This window comes from Microcoleus sp. PH2017_34_RAT_O_A (genome assembly GCF_020737885.1).
Classification (GTDB): Bacteria; Cyanobacteriota; Cyanobacteriia; order Cyanobacteriales; family Microcoleaceae; genus Microcoleus.
On sequence record NZ_JAEQDD010000060.1, the window covers coordinates 51584 to 70457 of the forward strand.

The 18874-nt window shown below is 46.4% G+C and carries 16 protein-coding genes; 13 read left to right on the forward strand and 3 right to left on the reverse strand.

Annotated elements, in window-relative coordinates; genetic code table 11:
* Nucleotides 1–71: 71 nt before the first annotated feature.
* Nucleotides 72–2783 (reverse strand): DNA gyrase subunit A, encoded by a 2712-nt coding sequence (gyrA, locus tag JGK11_RS20130; protein ID WP_293179729.1) that lies wholly within the window; start codon nucleotides 2781–2783, stop codon nucleotides 72–74.
* Between the two features lie 403 nt (nucleotides 2784–3186).
* Here gyrA and JGK11_RS20135 point away from each other — a divergent pair, with 403 nt between their 5' ends.
* From JGK11_RS20135 to JGK11_RS20150, 4 genes are all read left to right on the forward strand, one after another.
* Complete coding sequence (locus JGK11_RS20135; RefSeq protein ID WP_293179726.1) at nucleotides 3187–4110, forward strand: histone deacetylase; 924 nt, start codon at nucleotides 3187–3189, stop codon at nucleotides 4108–4110.
* Nucleotides 4111–4490: 380 nt separating this feature from the next.
* Nucleotides 4491–4679, forward strand: a complete 189-nt coding sequence (locus tag JGK11_RS20140; RefSeq protein ID WP_015175516.1) for a hypothetical protein — start codon at nucleotides 4491–4493, stop codon at nucleotides 4677–4679.
* 815 nt (nucleotides 4680–5494) lie between these two features.
* Nucleotides 5495–6517 carry an ATP-binding cassette domain-containing protein gene (locus tag JGK11_RS20145; RefSeq protein ID WP_293193188.1) on the forward strand — a complete coding sequence of 341 codons (1023 nt, stop codon included), beginning with the start codon at nucleotides 5495–5497 and terminating at the stop codon, nucleotides 6515–6517.
* Between the two features lie 166 nt (nucleotides 6518–6683).
* Nucleotides 6684–7019: a DUF433 domain-containing protein gene (locus JGK11_RS20150; RefSeq protein ID WP_293193185.1), complete on the forward strand. Its 336-nt coding sequence runs from the start codon at nucleotides 6684–6686 to the stop codon at nucleotides 7017–7019.
* A 106-nt stretch (nucleotides 7020–7125) separates the two neighbouring features.
* Here JGK11_RS20150 and JGK11_RS20155 read toward each other — a convergent pair whose 3' ends face one another.
* Nucleotides 7126–7740 (reverse strand): Uma2 family endonuclease, encoded by a 615-nt coding sequence (locus tag JGK11_RS20155; RefSeq protein ID WP_293193184.1) that lies wholly within the window; start codon nucleotides 7738–7740, stop codon nucleotides 7126–7128.
* 211 nt (nucleotides 7741–7951) lie between these two features.
* Between JGK11_RS20155 and JGK11_RS20160 the strand changes: the two genes are divergently transcribed.
* From JGK11_RS20160 to JGK11_RS20170, 3 genes are all read left to right on the forward strand, one after another.
* The gene (locus tag JGK11_RS20160; protein WP_293193183.1) at nucleotides 7952–8710 is read left to right on the forward strand and encodes a Uma2 family endonuclease; all 759 of its coding nucleotides are present in this window, start codon (nucleotides 7952–7954) and stop codon (nucleotides 8708–8710) included.
* Nucleotides 8711–8786: 76 nt separating this feature from the next.
* Nucleotides 8787–9674 (forward strand): ABC transporter permease, encoded by an 888-nt coding sequence (locus JGK11_RS20165; protein WP_293179809.1) that lies wholly within the window; start codon nucleotides 8787–8789, stop codon nucleotides 9672–9674.
* A 185-nt stretch (nucleotides 9675–9859) separates the two neighbouring features.
* Nucleotides 9860–10246, forward strand: a complete 387-nt coding sequence (locus tag JGK11_RS20170) for a hypothetical protein (RefSeq protein ID WP_293179696.1) — start codon at nucleotides 9860–9862, stop codon at nucleotides 10244–10246.
* A gap of 128 nt (nucleotides 10247–10374) precedes the next feature.
* On the opposite strand, the gene JGK11_RS20175 is transcribed toward JGK11_RS20170, so the two are convergent.
* The gene (locus tag JGK11_RS20175; RefSeq protein ID WP_293197242.1) at nucleotides 10375–11124 is read right to left on the reverse strand and encodes a class I SAM-dependent methyltransferase; all 750 of its coding nucleotides are present in this window, start codon (nucleotides 11122–11124) and stop codon (nucleotides 10375–10377) included.
* Between the two features lie 292 nt (nucleotides 11125–11416).
* Between JGK11_RS20175 and JGK11_RS20180 the strand changes: the two genes are divergently transcribed.
* The 6 genes from JGK11_RS20180 (at nucleotide 11417) to JGK11_RS20205 (ending at nucleotide 18775) form a co-directional block, all read left to right on the forward strand.
* The gene (locus JGK11_RS20180) at nucleotides 11417–12892 is read left to right on the forward strand and encodes an adenylate/guanylate cyclase domain-containing protein (protein ID WP_293179690.1); all 1476 of its coding nucleotides are present in this window, start codon (nucleotides 11417–11419) and stop codon (nucleotides 12890–12892) included.
* A 284-nt stretch (nucleotides 12893–13176) separates the two neighbouring features.
* Nucleotides 13177–14682: an adenylate/guanylate cyclase domain-containing protein gene (locus tag JGK11_RS20185; protein ID WP_293193181.1), complete on the forward strand. Its 1506-nt coding sequence runs from the start codon at nucleotides 13177–13179 to the stop codon at nucleotides 14680–14682.
* A gap of 129 nt (nucleotides 14683–14811) precedes the next feature.
* Nucleotides 14812–16119: an adenosylmethionine--8-amino-7-oxononanoate transaminase gene (bioA, locus tag JGK11_RS20190; protein WP_293212603.1), complete on the forward strand. Its 1308-nt coding sequence runs from the start codon at nucleotides 14812–14814 to the stop codon at nucleotides 16117–16119.
* 17 nt (nucleotides 16120–16136) lie between these two features.
* On the forward strand, nucleotides 16137–17204 hold the full coding sequence (gene bioB, locus JGK11_RS20195) for a biotin synthase BioB (protein ID WP_293179681.1): 1068 nt from the start codon (nucleotides 16137–16139) through the stop codon (nucleotides 17202–17204).
* 128 nt (nucleotides 17205–17332) lie between these two features.
* Complete coding sequence (locus JGK11_RS20200) at nucleotides 17333–17944, forward strand: class I SAM-dependent methyltransferase (RefSeq protein ID WP_293193179.1); 612 nt, start codon at nucleotides 17333–17335, stop codon at nucleotides 17942–17944.
* 156 nt (nucleotides 17945–18100) lie between these two features.
* The gene (locus tag JGK11_RS20205; RefSeq protein ID WP_293193178.1) at nucleotides 18101–18775 is read left to right on the forward strand and encodes an SDR family oxidoreductase; all 675 of its coding nucleotides are present in this window, start codon (nucleotides 18101–18103) and stop codon (nucleotides 18773–18775) included.
* The last annotated feature ends 99 nt before the right edge of the window (nucleotides 18776–18874 follow it).

Consider the following 18874-nt stretch of genomic DNA (forward strand, 5'->3'; position numbering starts at 1 on the left):
CAACCGCCGATCGCACTTTAATCATTCAACAGCAGTAAGGTGCACCGCAGCACACCCTACAAACCATTAACCTAGGACTCTTCTGCTGCTTCCTCAGATAGCGCTTCTTCGATCGACTCTTCACCCGAAGCCGGCACCAAAGCCACAGCTACGATCGAATCATCCTCATCCAAGCGCTGCACCCGCACGCCCGTTGCAGTCCGGGATTGCGTGGAAATTGCACTCACAGCTTGACGGATAATAATACCTCGGTTGGTAATAATCATCAATTCGTCATCTTCGTTGACAATTCGCAGCGCAGCTACCTGATCCTTGCCCTTTTTCGACTTGAATTTGGTAGCAGTTAATCCCTTGCCTGCCCGTCTTTGTAGGCGGAATTGAGAAACAGGAACTCGCTTACCGTAGCCGTTAGTTGTGATTACCAACACCGAAGGAACTTCGCTATTAACTGTGGGAATTTCTTCGGCATCTTCGCCTTCAATTTCCTCAGCTTCCAGTTCTAATTCTTCGTCTTCCAATTCCACATCGCCCGTTTCCAATTCAGCAATTTCTACTCCTTCAAATTCCGAGTCGCCCGTTTCTAACGGAGCAATATCTGTTCCTTCCAATTCTGAATCTTCTGTGTCAGCAATTTCGGCAACAATGGAACTTGGCAAGATGTCCATGCTGATCAACTCATCGCCCGATCGCAATTTCATTGATTTCACACCCCGAGTCGCGCGGCCAACCGGGCGCAACTGCTCGTGATTGGTGCGGAAGTGAATCGCCATACCTTGGCGCGTACCGATGATAATGCTGTCACCAACTTTTGCTCTCCGCACCCACCGCAATTGGTCGCCTTCTTCTAGAGAAATCGCGATTAACCCATTAGTGCGGATGTTCGCAAAAGCTGAAAGTGCAGTTTTCTTGATGTAGCCGCCGCGAGTTAGCATCACCAAGTATTCTTCGCTGGTGAATTCTGTAACTGACACCATAGAAGTGATTTTTTCTTCTATAGGAATCGGCAACAGTTGCACCACGGGAGTGCCGCGCGCCGTCCGTGAACAGACGGGAATTTGATAAGCTTTGAGAGAGTAAACTACGCCTCTGTCGCTAAAGAACAAAACGCTGTCGTGATCGCAACAGGAAAGGAAATGTTCTACTCCGTCATCTTCCTTCATTTTCGCGCCTGCTTTGCCACGAGTAGCGCGACTTTGGGCCTCGAAAGTGCTGACAGGCATCCGCTTGATGTAGCCTTGCTCTGTGATCAGAATAATTGCTTGTTCGTTGGCAATTAAATCTCTTTCATCGATTTCTCCTTCGGCGTGTTCGATGACGCTGCGTCTGGGAGTGGCGATTTTAGTTTGAATTTCGACTGCTTCAACTTCAGCGATTTCTAAGATCCGTTCCCGGCGCGCCAAGATATCTTCCAAATCGGTGATTTTTATTCGCAGTTCTTCGTGTTCTTGCTGAATCTTTTGCGCTTCCAATGCTGTCAAACGCCGAAGCTGCATTTGCAGAATTGCGTCGGATTGCTGTTCGGAAAGACCGTAATTCTCGATCAATTCTTGTTTGGCAGCGGCGGAGTCGGCAGCGGCGCGAATTAGGTGAATAATGGCATCTAAATTGTCTAGGGCAATTAATAAGCCTTGCAGGAGATGGTCGCGTTCTTCTGCTTTGCGGAGTTCGTATTGAGTCCGGCGAGTAATTGTCTCAATGCGGAAGTCTAGGAAGACATTGAGGAATTGTGAGAGCGTCAGTAGTTGGGGTTCCCCGTTTACTAGCGCTAACATATTGGCTCCAAAATTTGATTGGAGCGGTGTTTGTTTGTAGAGGTTGTTGAGGACGACGCGGGGATAGGCGTCGCGTTTGAGTTCGATCACGATCCGCATTCCGTCTCTATCGCTTTCGTCGCGAATGTCGGAAATCCCATCTAATCTTTTGTCGTTTACCAGTTCGGCAATTTTCTCAATTAACGCTGCCTTGTTTGTTTGGTAAGGCAATTCGGTGATAATAATTGCTTCTTTGTCGGGGCGGCCGGCGTGTTCGATGGTTTCAATGCCGGCGACTCCGCGCATTGTAATCGAGCCGCGCCCGGTGGTGTAAGCATCGCGAATGCCGCCTCTGCCGAGAATTTGCCCGCCGGTGGGAAAGTCCGGGCCGGGAATGTACTGCATCAATTCCAGGTCAGTAAGGCCTGGATTGTGGATTAGCGCTACCAAACCGTCAATTATTTCGCCCAAGTTGTGCGGCGGAATGTTGGTGGCCATCCCTACGGCGATCCCGGAGGAACCGTTGAGCAAAATTTGGGGGATGCGTGCGGGGAGTACGAGGGGTTCTTGTTGGGAACCGTCGAAGTTGTCGCCGAAATCAACTGTTTCGCAGTCGATGTCGCGCAGCATGGAGTCGCTCGTCAGGGCTGTGAGGCGACATTCGGTGTACCGCATGGCAGCGGGCGGGTCGTTGTCAACGGAGCCGAAGTTGCCGTGGCCGTTGATCAGGCGTTCGCGCATGGAGAAATCTTGAGCCATCCGCACCAGGGCGTCGTAAACTGCTGTATCTCCGTGCGGGTGATACTTGCCCAGCACCTCCCCGACGACGCGGGCGCATTTGCGGAATGGTCGATCGGGAGTCAAGCCCAATTCGTTCATGGCGTAGAGAATGCGTCGGTGAACGGGCTTGAGACCGTCCCTAGCATCTGGTAGCGCCCGACCGACTATTACGCTCATGGCGTATTCCAAGTACGATCGGGACATCTCACCCCCCAGATCCGTCGGGATTATCCGCGACTCAGAGATACTCATAGGTTGAAAAACTCCGCTAAAACTTTAAATTTGACCGCTATAAATCCCCAAAATGCGATAAAATCGATTTGGATTCAGTTGAGCTGCCAAATATTGCAAATTACTCCTAAAATTATATCACAATTTGCCCTTAACTTTATGGGAAAGTTGCCAGAAAAATTAAGGGACGAAACAAGGGAAATTTGTAAATTGACAGTTGGTGATTTAGTCATCAATTGGCAAAATCTAAAAAGGTTTTTTTAGGCGGTCTGGTTTCATGCTTTGGTGAGTTTTTTTGAGGGCTATATAAAAAATTAAAATGGTGGCCCGATCGCAATTTTAATTTCACAAAACCGAAGGCCTTCTTAAAGCAAACTAAAAATCTAAAATCTAAAATCTAAAATCTAAAATCTAAAATCTGCTGATGCTACCCGTCATCTATTCCGAAGATTTTTTGCTGCACAAGACTGGAATGCTTCACCCAGAGCGACCAGAACGTTTGACGGCGATCGTCAATGCTCTGAAAGCTGCTCCCTGGGCCGATCGCATTGAGTGGCAACTCCCCACCCCAGTGGCGCAGCGCGAACCAGAACTGCTCTCGGCGATCAAAAAAGTTCACGCGCCAAGATACATCAAAGAAGTCGAACATTTGGCTCATCGTGGAGGTGGCTACCTCGACGGTGACACGCCGATTTCTGCTGAAAGTTACGACGTAGCGCTGCTGGCGGCGAGTGCTTGGCTCGATGGGGTCGATCGAGTTTTAGCAACCAACGAACCGGCTTTTACGATCGCCAGACCGCCGGGACACCACGCCGAAAACAGCCGTGCGATGGGATTTTGCTTGTTTTCCAACGCTGCGATCGCAGCTCGCTATGCCTTGGAACAGCCGGGAATCAACCGCGTCGCCATCCTAGACTGGGACGTGCACCACGGCAACGGCACTCAATCTTTGGTGGAAAACAGCAGGCAAATCGCCTACTGTTCCCTGCACCAATCTCCCTGCTATCCAGGAACCGGAGATGCTGACGAGCAAGGTGCTTACAACAATGTGCTGAATATTCCCCTGTATCCGGGTGGCGGCATAGCTGAATACCTGAGCGCCTTTGAATCTCTTGTCGTACCGTTTTTGTCAAATTTTGAACCAGATTTGTTGATTGTCAGCGCCGGTTACGACGCAATAGCCTCGGATCCGCTGGCCAGCATGAATCTGGCGCCGTCAGATTTCGGTACTTTCACGGGATATTGCCTACAAATCACTCGCCGCATAGCCTTCGGTTTGGAGGGCGGTTACGCGCTGCAAGAGTTGGCCGAGTCGGTTGTAGCGACTATTGACCGGTGCCTCAATTAGCTGCAAAATTGGCAGACGGGATTAGGAGGTTGAGAAGGGATTAGGAGGGGATTGACAGCAATGGCGGGCGATCGTCCAAGCTCAGATTTGTCGATCGCCCGATCGGCCTTCTCTCCTCGAACCTCTCCCCTCTGCCTTCTGCCCTCGATCAACTGTCAACTGTCAACTGTCAACTGTCAACTGTCAACATCTGTGACAAGCATCACGAATTTAAAAGATCCGAGTCACTGAGCGTCTAAGTCTCAGTCACAAATTTTTAGCCTAAAAATCACACCGTGTCAATGTTTTCGATCGCAGGAATCGGCGATCGGACAGAGCATAATAGGACTACGATCAGCCTGTAATATTTTAATATCTCTCAATCAACTAGGAGGTTTATCATGTCCGTTTCCCAAATGACACTCGAAGAATTATTTGGTCAGGTCATGTTCTCTAGTGTCGTGACTCGCCACGACCGGAGACAGCTAAGATCCGCACTCTTAGAAAGAACCCTGAATGAAGATGAGTATGCCATCATCAACCGACTGCTGTACAATGTGCGTCGCGGTTGGGTGAAAATTGTCGATTAAAGACCCAGCACCCAACCCCCGAGCGAGAAAGAAGTTCATAGCCTTTTCAATTTTCGCTTAAAGAATTGGTAATGACTGATGATTATCGGGGTATAGAACATGGGCCTACAGTTACATTCTTTTGCAAACTGGATAAAATTAGAACTTGCCACTTAGGGAAGTTTTCCGTGTTTTTAAGCGACAGTTTAATGTTTGGAGAGCGGTGTTAATGATTCTAATTGCGATCGACATCCGCCTAGAAGTAGAGATATTTATAAAATAACAGGTTTCGGGTGCATCTCTACTTGTTTAAAAAATGTGAGTTTTGAGTTGCTAACTTCCAAGTTAGAATTAACTCAAAACTCATACTTGTTTGGAGGTAACAGAAGAAGGAAGAAGGAAGAAGGAAGAAGGAAGAAGGAAGAAAGAAGAGGGTAGAAGGTAGAAGGAAGAAGGAAGAAGGAAGAAGGAAGAAGGAAGAAAGAAGAGGGTAGAAGGTAGAAGGAAGAAGGAAGAAGGAAGAAAGAAGAGGGTAGAAGGTAGAAGCAATCGAACGTAAGGTTTTCAGTCATTAAGAATATCTGAACCGTCGAGCGCGGTTGCTAGAAAATTTTATATTTGAGATTAGGAAAGAGTGAGGGCGATCGGGATTAGGAAGTGCCATCAAGTGCAAAAATTTTAAACCGTTATCAAAAATCAAAACAATCAGCAGTTTCGGGTTGAGTCGGAATGTGCGATCGCCACAAGCACAGGAAGTCGGAACGTGCGATCGCCCATTCCGGCAAATTAAGCCCAGAAGTGTCAAAATATTAACAACCAGTTCATCCTTAAAATATATGGCTCCCGCCGTTTTAATTGAAAATCTTCAGAAACGCTACGGCACTGTAGAAGCCGTTAAAGATGTTTCCTTCAAGGTAGAACCGGGGGAAATATTTGGTTTGCTAGGCCCCAACGGTGCAGGCAAAACCACAACCCTGCGGGTACTATGTACCTTGAGTGCCCCTGATAGCGGACGTATTGAAGTGTCAGGCATTTCAGCAGTCAGCCAGCCGAGAATGGCCAGACAGAAACTCGGCTACGTCGCCCAAGAAGTCGCTCTCGATAAGGTGTTGACAGGGCGCGAACTCCTGCAATTGCAAGCGGCGCTTTACCATTTGCCGCGCAAGACTATTAAAGGGCGGATTGACGAAATGGTGAAACTCCTCGGTTTGGAGGAATGGGAAAATAAAAAAACGGGTACCTATTCCGGCGGTATTCGCAAGCGCCTCGACTTAGCTGCTGGATTGCTTCACCAGCCGGATGTTTTGGTGTTAGACGAACCGACTGTCGGGCTAGATATTGAGAGTCGGGTGGTAGTGTGGGATTTCCTGCGCCGCTTGCGGGAGGAAGGTACGACGGTGTTGATTACCAGCCATTATCTCGAAGAAGTCGATGCTTTAGCCGATCGCGTGGCGATTATTGACAAGGGTACGGTGATTGCACAGGGGACGCCGGAGGAGTTGAAAAATCGCGTTGGGGGCGATCGGGTGACTTTGCGGATTCGGGAGTTTTCGCCACTGGAAGAAGCCGAAAAAGCCCAAGCTTTAATGGAATCTCTGCCTTTCGTCCAAGAAGTAATTATCAACAGCGCCCAAGGAAATTCTCTAAATTTGGTAGTAACACCGCACAGCGACGCGCTGGTGACAATTCAGCAAGCCTTGAAAGATGCGGGACTTCCTACTTTTGGGATTGCTCAATCTCGTCCGAGTTTGGATGATGTGTATTTGGCGGCGACTGGTAAAACGCTGTTGGATGCGGAGTTGGCTGCTGCTAGCAATCGGGATTTGAAGGCTGAACAAAAACAGGCAATGCGATCGTAGTTTAGTTTAGGTGGTTATTATGGGTGCGGGGTCAGAAACCCGGTTTCTCAGGAAAATCTGGTTGGGTGACGAGAAATCTGTAAAGAAACCGGGTTTCTTTGGCCTTAGTCCTATTTAAGATGATTCGACGGTTGAATACGATAGTAATTTTGGGAGATATTAATAGATGAATCTTGTTTTAGAAGTTGAAGCACCTCCTTTCCGAGAAGATGCAACAGGTGCTATTCGGGTGGGAAACTCAAGAGTTTTGCTGGAATTGGTGATTCGAGCTTTTCAAGATGGTGCATCGCCGGAATCCATTGTGCAGCGTTATTCTACTGTGTCATTGTCTGATGTCTATAGTGCGATCGGCTATTATCTCCGACACCAGGAAGTAGTGGAAGCTTATCTCAATTATCGCGAGAAATTAGCAGATTCCGTTCATCAGCGTTTGTTGGGCATTCAACCCGATTTGACTGTTGTGCGATCGCGCTTGTTAGCCCAAAAAAATCTTGAGGGTTAACTATTTTGTAAGGTGCGTCGCTGTGAGATTGTCGATCTTTTTGAGGATTTTTGATGGCGACGCACCCTACAGCTACTGTCAACTGTCAACTGTCAACTGTCAACTGCTATACATCCAATACTTGCTCTGCTGTCAGCGCTAATTCTGGGAAAGTTCGGGAAATAATTCGCTCATTTCCTCGAAAAGCCGTCATTTGATAAACCCCATTTTCATCAAGCAAGTAAACAAAAACTGTAGGAACTTTCGGATTACCTAAATAATCGCGACTTCCCAAAGCTAAATAATCGACAATCCAGTATTCCGAAATTCCCAGACGCTGATATTCATCCAGCTTATCGATATAATCATCTTCCCAATTGGTCGATACAACTTCTACAACTAATTGCAGCGGTTCAGTTATGGCTGAGTAGGCAAAAGGCTGTGATTCCCAGAGAGTTTTATTTATTACACTAACATCAGGATGGCGACCTTGTTCTCTACCATTTGAGGTTAAAGTCCTCACCATGAATCTGCCAGACACCCTGTAATTGAGGGGGACGCGATCGATTTCTTTATCAAACTGTTTGACAAGGAAATAGGCAAGATCCTCGTGCAGTCTTATTGGTAATATTCTCACAATTTCTCCATTGACAAGTTCATAGCGGCCTTCTTCATCGGGAAGTTGCTTTACAAATTGCTCGAAACTGAGCATCTGCTTAGGTTGGGTACGAATTGCGGTCATGGTTTTCTCTCATTTAGGTAGATTAGGACTTAGGATGGTGGCCCAGAAACCGGGTTTTTTTCCCGAAAGATGTGTTATACACCGTAAATTCGGTAAAAAACTCGGTTTCTTTAATCGGAGTGCGTTTAGGACTGTAGATATTTAAGACTATTCTGCAACCATTTTAACATGAGGATATAATTAAAACTATTGCAGCCAAAAGGTGAACGGCATGGTTCAACAACTCGTCCCACAAACAACACAACAAATCATCTATCCCGACAGCGACGGTCAACCAATGGCAGACAACACCAAACAATTCCGCTGGATTGTCACAATCAAGGAAAACCTAGAAATCTTATTCGCGACTTGCGCTGACGTATTTATTGCCGGCGACTTACTCTGGTATCCCGTCGAAGACGATAACAAAACTCGCAAAGCACCTGATATATTAGCAGTCTTTGGTAGACCAAAAGGAGACAGGGGATCTTACAAACAATGGGAAGAAGATAATATTCCACCTCAAGTGGTTTTTGAAATATTATCTCCTGGAAATACCAGCACAGAAATGCTCAGAAAACTATTCTTCTATCAAAACTACGGAGTTGAAGAATATTATATTTATGACCCAGATACCTTAGAATTTACAGGTTCTCAACGAGTGGGCGATCGCCTAGAAGAAATCCCAGAAATCAACGGTTGGGTCAGCCCCCGCTTGGGTATACGGTTTCAACTCACACCAGAAACCCTGGAAATTTACCGCCCAGACGATCGCAAATTCCTCACTTCTGTAGAATTAGATCAACTTCGAGAACAGGAAAGCCAACGGGCCGATCGCGAACAGCAAGAAAAAGAACTTGCTCAGCAAGAAAAACAACTCGCTCAACAACAGCTAGAAGCAGAACGTACTCTGCGACAACAGGAACAGCAACGCTATCAAGCTTTAATAGAATTGCTGCGAGAAAAAGGCATTGACCCTCAACAATTGTAAGGCCGATCGCCCGCCCAACACCAATCCCTCCAGACTTGCTACCCTAAAGATAGTTAAATTTAATCCACAAGCAATTATGAGCGGTACTGTTACATCCCCCAACCTCAACCAGCAGCGGCCACTCACCACGCCATCCGCTGACACTTCGAGTTCCCTGCTGGCCGACTTCATCCAAGAAACACTAGCCCTAACCAAGCGCCTGTTTATTCAATTGCAGCGCCGCCCCTCCACCCTAGTTGCAGGAATTATTCAGCCGCTGATGTGGTTGGTTTTATTCGGAGCTCTGTTTAAAAATGCACCAGCCGGCTTGTTCGGCGAAAGCCAGAATTACGGACAATTTCTTGGCGCAGGCGTAATAGTTTTTACTGCATTTGCAGGCGCGCTGAATGCCGGTTTACCGATTATGTTCGATCGCGAATTCGGATTTCTCAACCGCCTGTTAGTCGCGCCCCTGGCTTCGAGATTTTCCATAGTCCTCGCTTCGGCTATTTTCATCGTCACCCTCAGCTTTATCCAAACAGGCACAATCGTTACGGCGGGAGCCTTTTTGGGTTCGGGATTCCCCGGACTTGCTGGACTGGGCGCGATCGCCCTAATTGTCCTACTATTAGTTTTGGGAGTCACCGGCCTCAGTCTCGGTTTAGCCTTCGCTCTTCCGGGCCACGTAGAATTAATCGCAGTAATTTTTGTTACTAACTTGCCGCTATTATTTGCCAGCACCGCCCTCGCGCCGCTGTCGTTTATGCCAGACTGGCTGCAAGTTGTCGTCACTCTCAATCCTCTCAGTTATGCGATCGAACCCATCCGCTATTTGTACCTCCACAGCGATTGGTCGCTAGCTAGCGTCGTAATGCAAGCTCCTTGGGGTACAGTTACCTTTGGAGGAGCGCTATTAGTCCTGCTGGCGTTTGATTTGGTGGCGCTCCTCAGCATTCAACCCCTGCTGCGGCGCCGGTTTGCTTAGATCGCACGGCGGTTGAAACCGCGTCTACAAAAACCAAGTCCGCCGGACGCCGACTGAAAAAAATAACGTAATTTCAACTGGCTGGTCTTCTTCAACCCGCGGAGGCGGGTTTTGTATGTATAGACGCGGTTTCAACCGCCCGGTCTTCTTAGCAATTGTTTTTTTGAAAGTACAACGAATAAATCATGAACAACAAAACTTCTAAATCGGGCAAATTGATGGTGCGGATTGCTGCAAGTGCGATCGCCACCAGTGCTCTTTTGTCACCTCAAGCAACCTTCGCTCAAGCCAGCGGTTTAAATAATAACAACCCCCAACCGCTGCAAGACTTTCAAACTAAAGACAACACCGACCCTTTTTCCGGCCGCAGCACCGGAGGCGGAATATTTGATTTAATTCACAGATCCAGACTCGGAGGTGGCCGCAGCATCGAAGAATTCAATACTGAACAGCGCCAAAATTTGAACGACGCCGCCGCCGATTTTCGCAACAAACAGCGCCAAATGCTGGAAAAACAAGCAGCACCTGCACCGGGGGCGGCACCTACAGAAATTACTGCCCCCGCCCCTTAAATTTACAACTGTTGTTTGCTCATTTCCTAGTCCGCGAAGGCGGACTTCGTTTGACTTGCGACAGCGATTTCAATCCCCCAATCTGCTTTGTTTGACTCGCGACAGCGATTTCAATCGCCCAATTTGCTTTAACTAACAAACCCCCCAAACACCGCCATACCGTAGTATTTCCAAGGAACTGCCACAGTCTCAAATCCAGCATTTGCCAGCATTTCCAACTGTGCCGCAACTGTCGCTAGGCGATCGGGATTAGAATAGCCGTAAGACACACTCGTCCCCACACCAGCACGAATTGTGGCTAAAGTTTCCCCCTGACTTAGCGCCCAATCTTCTCGCGCCGCTTGATAAATATCCTTCATTACTGCTGATTCTGCCAAAACAGGATCGGCATTCCAAAAACAGCCACCAGCATTTAAACTTTCGCGAATCCGTTGAAACAACTTCAACTTCATTTCGTCCTCAAGATGGTGAATTGCCAGAGATGAAATAGCAGCATTAAACTTATCCCCCAAACCTAAAACATTTGGATTGTTCGCCCATTCTCCAAAATCCAATTCTATGCCAGTCCACCGCGCTGCGTATCCGGCCGACTCTATTTTGGTGCGGGCAAAATCAAGCATTCGCGGCGAATAATCCACAGCAAATATTTCCGCAGACGGGTAGCATTGCAGAACTTTTAAACTCAGTTCCCCCGTACCGCAGCCGAGTTCTAAAATGCGGTGGTTGTTGCTAGCAATGCAGCCAACTAATACATCCAGCATTTCGTCATATTTAGGTAAAAGTCGCCGAATGCCCGTATCAAAATCCGCAGTGTTGACAAAAACTTCTCCCGGAAAAATTTCATTGCGTGCAGGTGAGACAGTAGAGTCAGAATTCACGATCGCCAATTAGAGACTACAATCGTCATCCTAACCGAAATAGAGCAAAAAGTGCATGAAGTAGGGAAACGGCACGGCGCCGTGTGCTTACCGATATTTTATTTCATTTAGATTAAAAAATATATAAAGTTATGCGTACTGTTACGGACAAGGGAAACACTCGCGGTAAACAAGAATTAACCATCCCTTGCACTATCGAGTCTTGCTTTACAGCAAAACACTCTGAAAAAGCAGTGTTATGTTAGTAGTGCATAAAATTAAATCAATATCGAACCTCACATTTGAGGATAGCATGGACAAATTGATTTCTCGCAGTCTGGCTGCCATCAACCAATTAATTTACAAGCGAATTCTGCTTCTGATGACAATTTTATTTTGTGTAGGCGTAGGAGTAGCGATGGCAAATATGTCTCGTCTTTCCTCTACCCTAATACAAGCGCAAGCCCTCCAAAATGCTACACTTTACGCCCAAGCTATTAAAGAAGCCCGCACCCTTTACAGTTCTGATGTTATCAGTCCTCTCAACACAAAGAAAGCGATTAACTTTACCCACGACTACAACCCAATATCAACAAAAGTAACAGTTCCCGTACCTGCCACCTTCTTAATAGAACTCGGCAACCAGATTACCAACAAAAATCCCGAAGTATCAGTTCGTCTCTACAGCGACTACCCGTTTCCCTGGCGGCGAGAAGAAGGTGGTGCCCGAGACGATTTTGAGCGTCAAGCTATTACCTATTTGATGCAAAATCCAACCGGACAATTTTTCCGCACTGAGGATTTTCGCGGTAAGCCCGCATTTCGATATGCCCAGGCAGATCGTCTCCTTCCTAGTTGCGTTAACTGTCACAACACTAACCGCGATAGTCCTAAAAAAGACTGGAAAGTGGGAGATGTGCGCGGGATATTAGAAATTACTCAACCTCTAGAAACCATTACTCAAAAAACTAGAAGCGGACTGAAAGACCTGTTTTTACTGTTAGCAGGACTTTCAACTTTAGGCATCGCAGGATTAACTTTAGCTCTCAGCAGGTTGCGCCAAAATGCTAAACAATTAGAACAGCGGGTCAGGGAACGCACGGCACAATTGCAAGAAACTAATGTAGAATTGTTGAAAGAACAAGAAAAAAGCGATCGCCTGCTGCTCAATATTTTACCCGAATCCATTGCTGCCAAGCTAAAAGACGGTCAAAGCAGCATTGCTGACGGCTTCGCCGAAGTCACGATTTTGTTTGCCGATATCGTCGGCTTTACCGTGCTTTCAGCGCAAATATCTCCCGAAGAACTGCTAGTTTTTCTCAACGAAATTTTTTCGGCCTTCGATAATTTGACAGAAAAGTATGGCTTGGAAAAAATCAAAACAATAGGAGATGCTTACATGGTAGTCGGAGGTTTGCCAACTCCCAGCACCAACCACGCCGAAAGCATTGCGGAAATGGCTTTAGATATGCAGGAGGAATTAGCGAAATTTAATGCCAAACATCATTCAGGAATTAACATTCGGATCGGCATCAATACCGGGCCTGCGATTGCGGGAGTTATTGGTACCAAAAAATTCATTTACGACCTCTGGGGCGATGCCGTCAATACAGCAGCCCGCATGGAATCCCACGGAATTGCAGGCGCGATTCAAGTCACAAAATCAACTTACGATATCTTGCAAAATAAGTATCTGTTTGAAGACAGAGGAATTATCCATGTCAAAGGCAAGGGTGATATGAATACTTATTTACTTGTATCCCGATTAGTTAGTGTAGTTTCGGTTTAATTTGTTTATTATATTATTAAGGAGCTAGCCAATACGCTTGGGATCGGAAGACCGGGCGGTTGAAACCGCTTCTTGTCAAATAAAACCCGGATGGTGCGCGGGTTGAAGAGCGGGCGGTTAAAATTACGCTATCTTCTTTCTTCAGTCCGCGGAGGCGGACTTCGTTTGTGTAGGCGCGGTTTCAACCGCCGTCTTATCTTCATTGAAAAACCCAAAATTTATTACAAGAAACCCAGTTTCTTTTCCTATGTCCTAAATTAGCCCTTTGCAGAAGACTAAATTTTATGTCAGTGCACATTTTATCATTCTTGGAGTTTTTCAAATCTCGCTTGTCTAGACAAATAGCTTTGTGGGTGTTTGCTAGTATTCTTGTGATAGAGGGAATTATTTTAGTTCCCTCTTATTTTCGGCGCGAAAATGAACTTTTAAATCAACTGGAACAGGTATCTCACGCGACTGTTGAGGCTCTAGAGGTTTTGCTAAAACAAGATATTTACGATCGTACTGTCTTTGAAGAAGAAGTCAAAAATATTACTAAGGATTCTCAAGTAGTATTAGGACTATCTATTTACCAATTTGACGACCAGCTAATATATCAACTTGGTGAAGCACCCAAAATTGATTTGGATGAACTAAAACTTGCTCGTATAATTCGCCAGAAAACTTTCGATGGCAAGCGCTACGATATTGCTTGGACAGAGCGACATTTGGGAGGAGATTATACGTTAATTGTTCGGCATGATGCTTCTACTGTTCAACCAGAACTATACGCATTTATAGGGCGGGTTGCTATTTTAGTTATTATTATATCAGCCTTTGTCACTTCTGTAACTATGCTGTTTTTAGGGGTGACAGTAATTGCACCAATCTTGAGATTGCGCGATGATTTGATCGCTGCGGGAGTAGCTTTGAGCAAAGATCGAGAAAAACCTGATTTCTACTCTCTCTCTGTCAAGCGCGATGACGAGTTGGGAGAAGTTATGGTCGCCTTCAATCAAATGTTTCAACGAGTTTACAAGGAAATTGCACAGCGGAAACAAGCTGAGGAAATATTGCGCGCCGAACAAGAAAAGTCGGAACGTTTACTGCTAAATATTTTACCTGAAATGATTGCCGATCGCCTAAAACAAGGTCAGATAAATATCGCAGATGGATTTGCTGAGGTGACGGTGCTGTTTGCGGACATTGTGGGCTTTACCGAAATATCCTCTCGCACGTCTCCAGCAGAATTAGTCGAACTGCTGAACAAAATATTTTCAGCTTTCGATTGCTTAAGCGAGAAATACGGCTTGGAAAAGATTAAGACAATCGGTGACAATTATATGGTAGCAGGCGGTTTGCCACTTCCATCTACAAATCATGCAGAATGTATTGCCGAAATGGCGATGGAAATGCAGCAAGAAATTATGAAATTTCGCGACGAATCCGATATACCTCTCAGTATCCGCATTGGAATTAATAGCGGGCCTGTGGTAGCCGGTGTCATCGGTACTAAAAAGTTTATTTACGACTTGTGGGGAGATGCTGTAAATACAGCAAGCCGCATGGAATCCCAGGGACTCCCTGGTAAAATTCAGGTTAGCGGCTCAACTTATGAATTGCTGCGCGATCGGTATGTGTTGGAAAAACGCGGTAAAATCAATGTTAAAGGAAAAGGAGCAATGACGACTTATTTGCTGATTGGCAGAAAAAATTTAACTGACAAATTCAACTATCGCCCGGGAATACCGGATCTGGCGGTAGACGTTTCAGCGCCCCCGCCCCCCAACACTAAACTAGATTTTTTTTAACGAACCGCGAAGGCGCAAAGGACACGAAGAAAGGAAGAAAAGAGAAGAAGAAAGAAGAGAAGATAAAGGGTTCACAATTGAGTTACAATTGCTTTAAAATGCAGGTTGATATTAGTGGCAGGGGTAAAAATGACTGCGAAGCAGGAACATAATTCTTCAACTTCACCAATTTGGCAGCCCTTCACGCAAATGAAAACTGCTCCGGCGCCGCTGAAGGTAATTAGCGGCAAAGGATCGCTGCTGGAATTAGAAGATGGGCGGCTAATTCTTGACTGTATTTCTAGTTGGTGGGTGACGATTCACGGGCACAGCCATCCTGTTCTGGCTGAGGCTCTTTACGAACAAGCCAAAAAGTTAGAACACGTAATCTTTGCGGGATTTACTCACGAACCTGCACAGAAACTTGCTGATAAGTTGATAACTCATACGCCTGATTCTTTGACGCGGATTTTCTTTTCTGATAATGGTTCGACTGCTGTTGAAGTTGCTCTGAAAATGGCGTTTCAATATTGGCTAAATCTCGGAGAAACTAACCGCACTAGCTTTATTGGTTTTGAGGGAGGTTATCACGGCGATACTGTGGGCGCGATGTCTGCGGGTAGAAGTTCGCTGTGGTGGGAACCTTTTGCGCCTTTAATGTTTGCTGGGGATGTTGTGCCTTTTCCTGCGACTTTTGATGGCGATGATGAGGTGGAAAGCAAGGAGGCGGCGAGTTTGGAGAAACTTGAGTCTTTGTTGAAGCATGGGAAGGGGTATGCGGGAATTTTTATCGAACCTTTGGTGCAAGGTTCTGCGGGTATGCGAATGTGTCGCCCTGAGTTTTTGCGGGCGATCGCACAAATGGCCCGCCAGTTTAATGTATTGTTGATTTACGATGAGGTGATGACTGGTTTTGGGCGCACGGGCGAACTGTTTGCTTCTGTTAAATCTGACACTGCACCGGATATCCTGTGTTTGTCTAAGGGATTGTCTGGCGGCTGCTTGCCAATTGCTGTCACAATGGCATCGGAGCATATTTATCAAGCTTTTTGGCGAGATGAATCGGACAAAGCTTTTTTTCACGGTCATTCTTATACCGGAAATCCCTTAGCTTGTGCGGTGAGTGTAGCATCCCTGGAGCTTTTGGAGCAAAACCCAAATGCCTATCAAGGAATGGAAAAACTGCACCGCAAATACCTGAATCAATGGCTGATAGATCATCCTAAACTCGAACGGATTCGGACTTGCGGCACTATCGCAGCAATGGATGTGAAAACGGAAAGCGTTTCCGGTTATTTTAATGACATCGCCCCTGTATTGAAAGCCAGATTTCTGGAAGCGGGGTTTTTGCTCCGCCCCTTGGGAAATACGCTTTACTTGATGCCTCCCTATTGCATTTCTCCTGATGAACTAGAATCGATTTATCGGGTAATTCGTCAGGTTTTGGATACTCTGTAAACCCTTAAATTTTAGTAATGAATTTACCCAATTGGAACGATTTGGCTGATGACTCGCTGGCGGGAAAATGTCTCTCTCGCGAGCAATCTTTGGCTGTATTGCGCGCGCCGGATGAGGTTTTGCTGGAACAACTAAACGCAGCTTATCGGGTGCGCCACCACTACTGGGGAAACCGCGTCAGGTTGCACTATTTGTTAAACGCTCAAAGTGGTCTTTGTCCTGAAGATTGCCATTATTGTTCTCAGTCGAAAATTTCGAGTGCGGAAATAGAAAAGTATCCGCTGTTAGCTAAGGAAAAAATTCTGGATGCAGCCCAACGCGCAGCAGATTTAAAAGCTGGTACGTTTTGTTTGGTGATTTCTGGCCGCCAACCAAGTGCATCTACTTTCGATCGCGTTTTGGATGCTGTAGAAACGGTCAAGGCTAATCATAACCTAAAAATTTGTGCTTGTTTGGGGTTGTTGACCGAGGAGCAAACTCACCGTTTGGCTAAAGCTGGAGTCGATCGCGTAAACCACAATCTCAACACTTCCGAATCGTACCACACGGACATCTGCACAACTCACACTTTTGGCGATCGCGTGGAAACAGTCGAAAACGTCAAAGCAGCCGGAATCACAACTTGTTCGGGCGGAATTTTGGGGATGGGCGAATCGGATGACGATGCGATCGATTTGGCGCTGTCGCTGCGGAATTTGGGCGTTACGAGCGTACCGGTCAACTTTTTCATTCCGATTCCCGGAACGCCCTTTGCGGACGTTAATCGCTTAAATCCGCGCCAATGTTTGCGGATTCTCTGCTTGTTCCGATTTTTGCTTCCCAGCCAAGAAATTCGGATTGCTGGGGGACGGGAGGTGCATTTGCGATCGATGCAACCTCTGGGACTTTACCCTGCTAATTCGATCTTTGTGGGCGATTATCTCACAACTCCCGGACAAAGCGCCAATCAAGATTGGGATATGATTCGAGATGCAGGATTTGCGATCGAATCTCCCGAAGATCGGGGATTTGCGATCGAATTTTCCGAAGATAAGACGGCGGTTGAAACCGCGTCTACACAAACGATGTCCGCCTCCGCGGACTAAAGAAGATCACCTAATTTTTACCGCCAATTCTTCAACCCGCGGAGGCGGGTTTTGTCTTTGTAGACGCGAATTTCATTCGCCCGGTCTTTTTGAATGAATCAATTTTAAATCATACAAGAGGGGGAATTGTGGACAAACGCGAAGAAATTACGATCGCAGAATACCAGACAACCGCCGAATCTTTCCGAGAAGGAACATGGCATCACGACGTATCCCAAAATCGATCCGCACTAACCGCTGCCATGCCCCGCAACCCCGGTAAAATACTCGATATAGGATGCGGGCCCGGACGAGATTTAGTAGCATTCAAGAGCCAAGGACATACCGTTGTAGGCTTAGATGCAACTCCAGCTTTTGTACAAATAGCAAAGAAGTTATCCGGCTGCGAAGTTTTGCAGCAATCTTTTCTTGAACTCGACTTACCAAAGGCTGAATTTGACGGTATTTTTGCCAATGCTTCCCTAATTCACGTTCCCAGCGACAACATGGTGAAAGTGCTGCAAGATTTGCACAAAACCTTAGTTGTTAGCGGTGCAATTGTCATGTCAATGTGCCGGGGAAATTGGGAAGGCTACGACGAGCGGCCGACGGGAAAACGCTATACTGCGGGATGGGAATACGAAACTTTAGCACCTTGTTTGGAACAAGCAGGATTTGCCATTGTCAGCCACTACTACCGCCCTCCCGGTTTGCCGCGCGAAGCTCAATCTTGGGTAGTAATAGTCGGCAAAAAAATCTAACGTAAATTAGAAATTGCGAATCTTTCCCCTCTCTTCCTCTGCGCCCTCTGCGCCCTCTGCGGTTAAAAAAAACAAAACTCACCAATTAAGCGAGAATTGTTGTACAATAAACCACAGTCAAAAAACAACTACTGCCCAAATTAAAACAAAATTAATATGACAGATAAATTCCACATCTTTTTAGCAGGTGCTAGTCGAGGCGTTGGCTTAGAAATCGCCAAATGTTTGGTAGCACAAAATGTACAAATAACTGCACTTTTGCGATCGCCCAACCACCGCACCGAATTAGAAGCAATGGGCATCAAAGTCATGACAGGCGATGCTTTGGATACAGCGGCTGTAGAAGCTGCGATCGCTGGAGGCGCACCAATCAATGCCGCAATCAGCACCATTGGCGGCTTACCAAAAGATGGGGAAAGAGCCGATTATTTGGGAAACAAAAACTTGATTGATGCTGCTGTCAAAGCAGGCGTGCAAAAATTTATTTTAGTTTCATCCATCGGTAGCGGTAACACTGCTGCGGCTTTACCACCGCAAGCTTTAGAAACGTTGCGCCCGGTATTACTTGAAAAGGAAAAAGCCGAAAATCATTTAATCGCAAGCGGGATGATTTATACTGTAATTCGTCCGGGCGGACTGAAATCGGAACCTGCAACGGGCAATGGTGTTTTAACAGAAGATTGTCGAGTTGCGGGAACAATTCACCGGGCGGATGTCGCCCAGTTAGTTTGTCAGTGTTTAGTTTCTGATGCTGCTAATAATAAAGTTTTGTCGGCAGTTGACAAGCAAATGGTTTATGGGAATCTCGAATATGAGGTATTAAATTTCTAGGGGCGGGCTAGAAGCCCACCCCACAAGATAATTCATTGCTTGTGGAACAGGCATCTTGCCTGTTCAAAAAAATTCTGGGCGGGCTAGAAGCCCACCCCA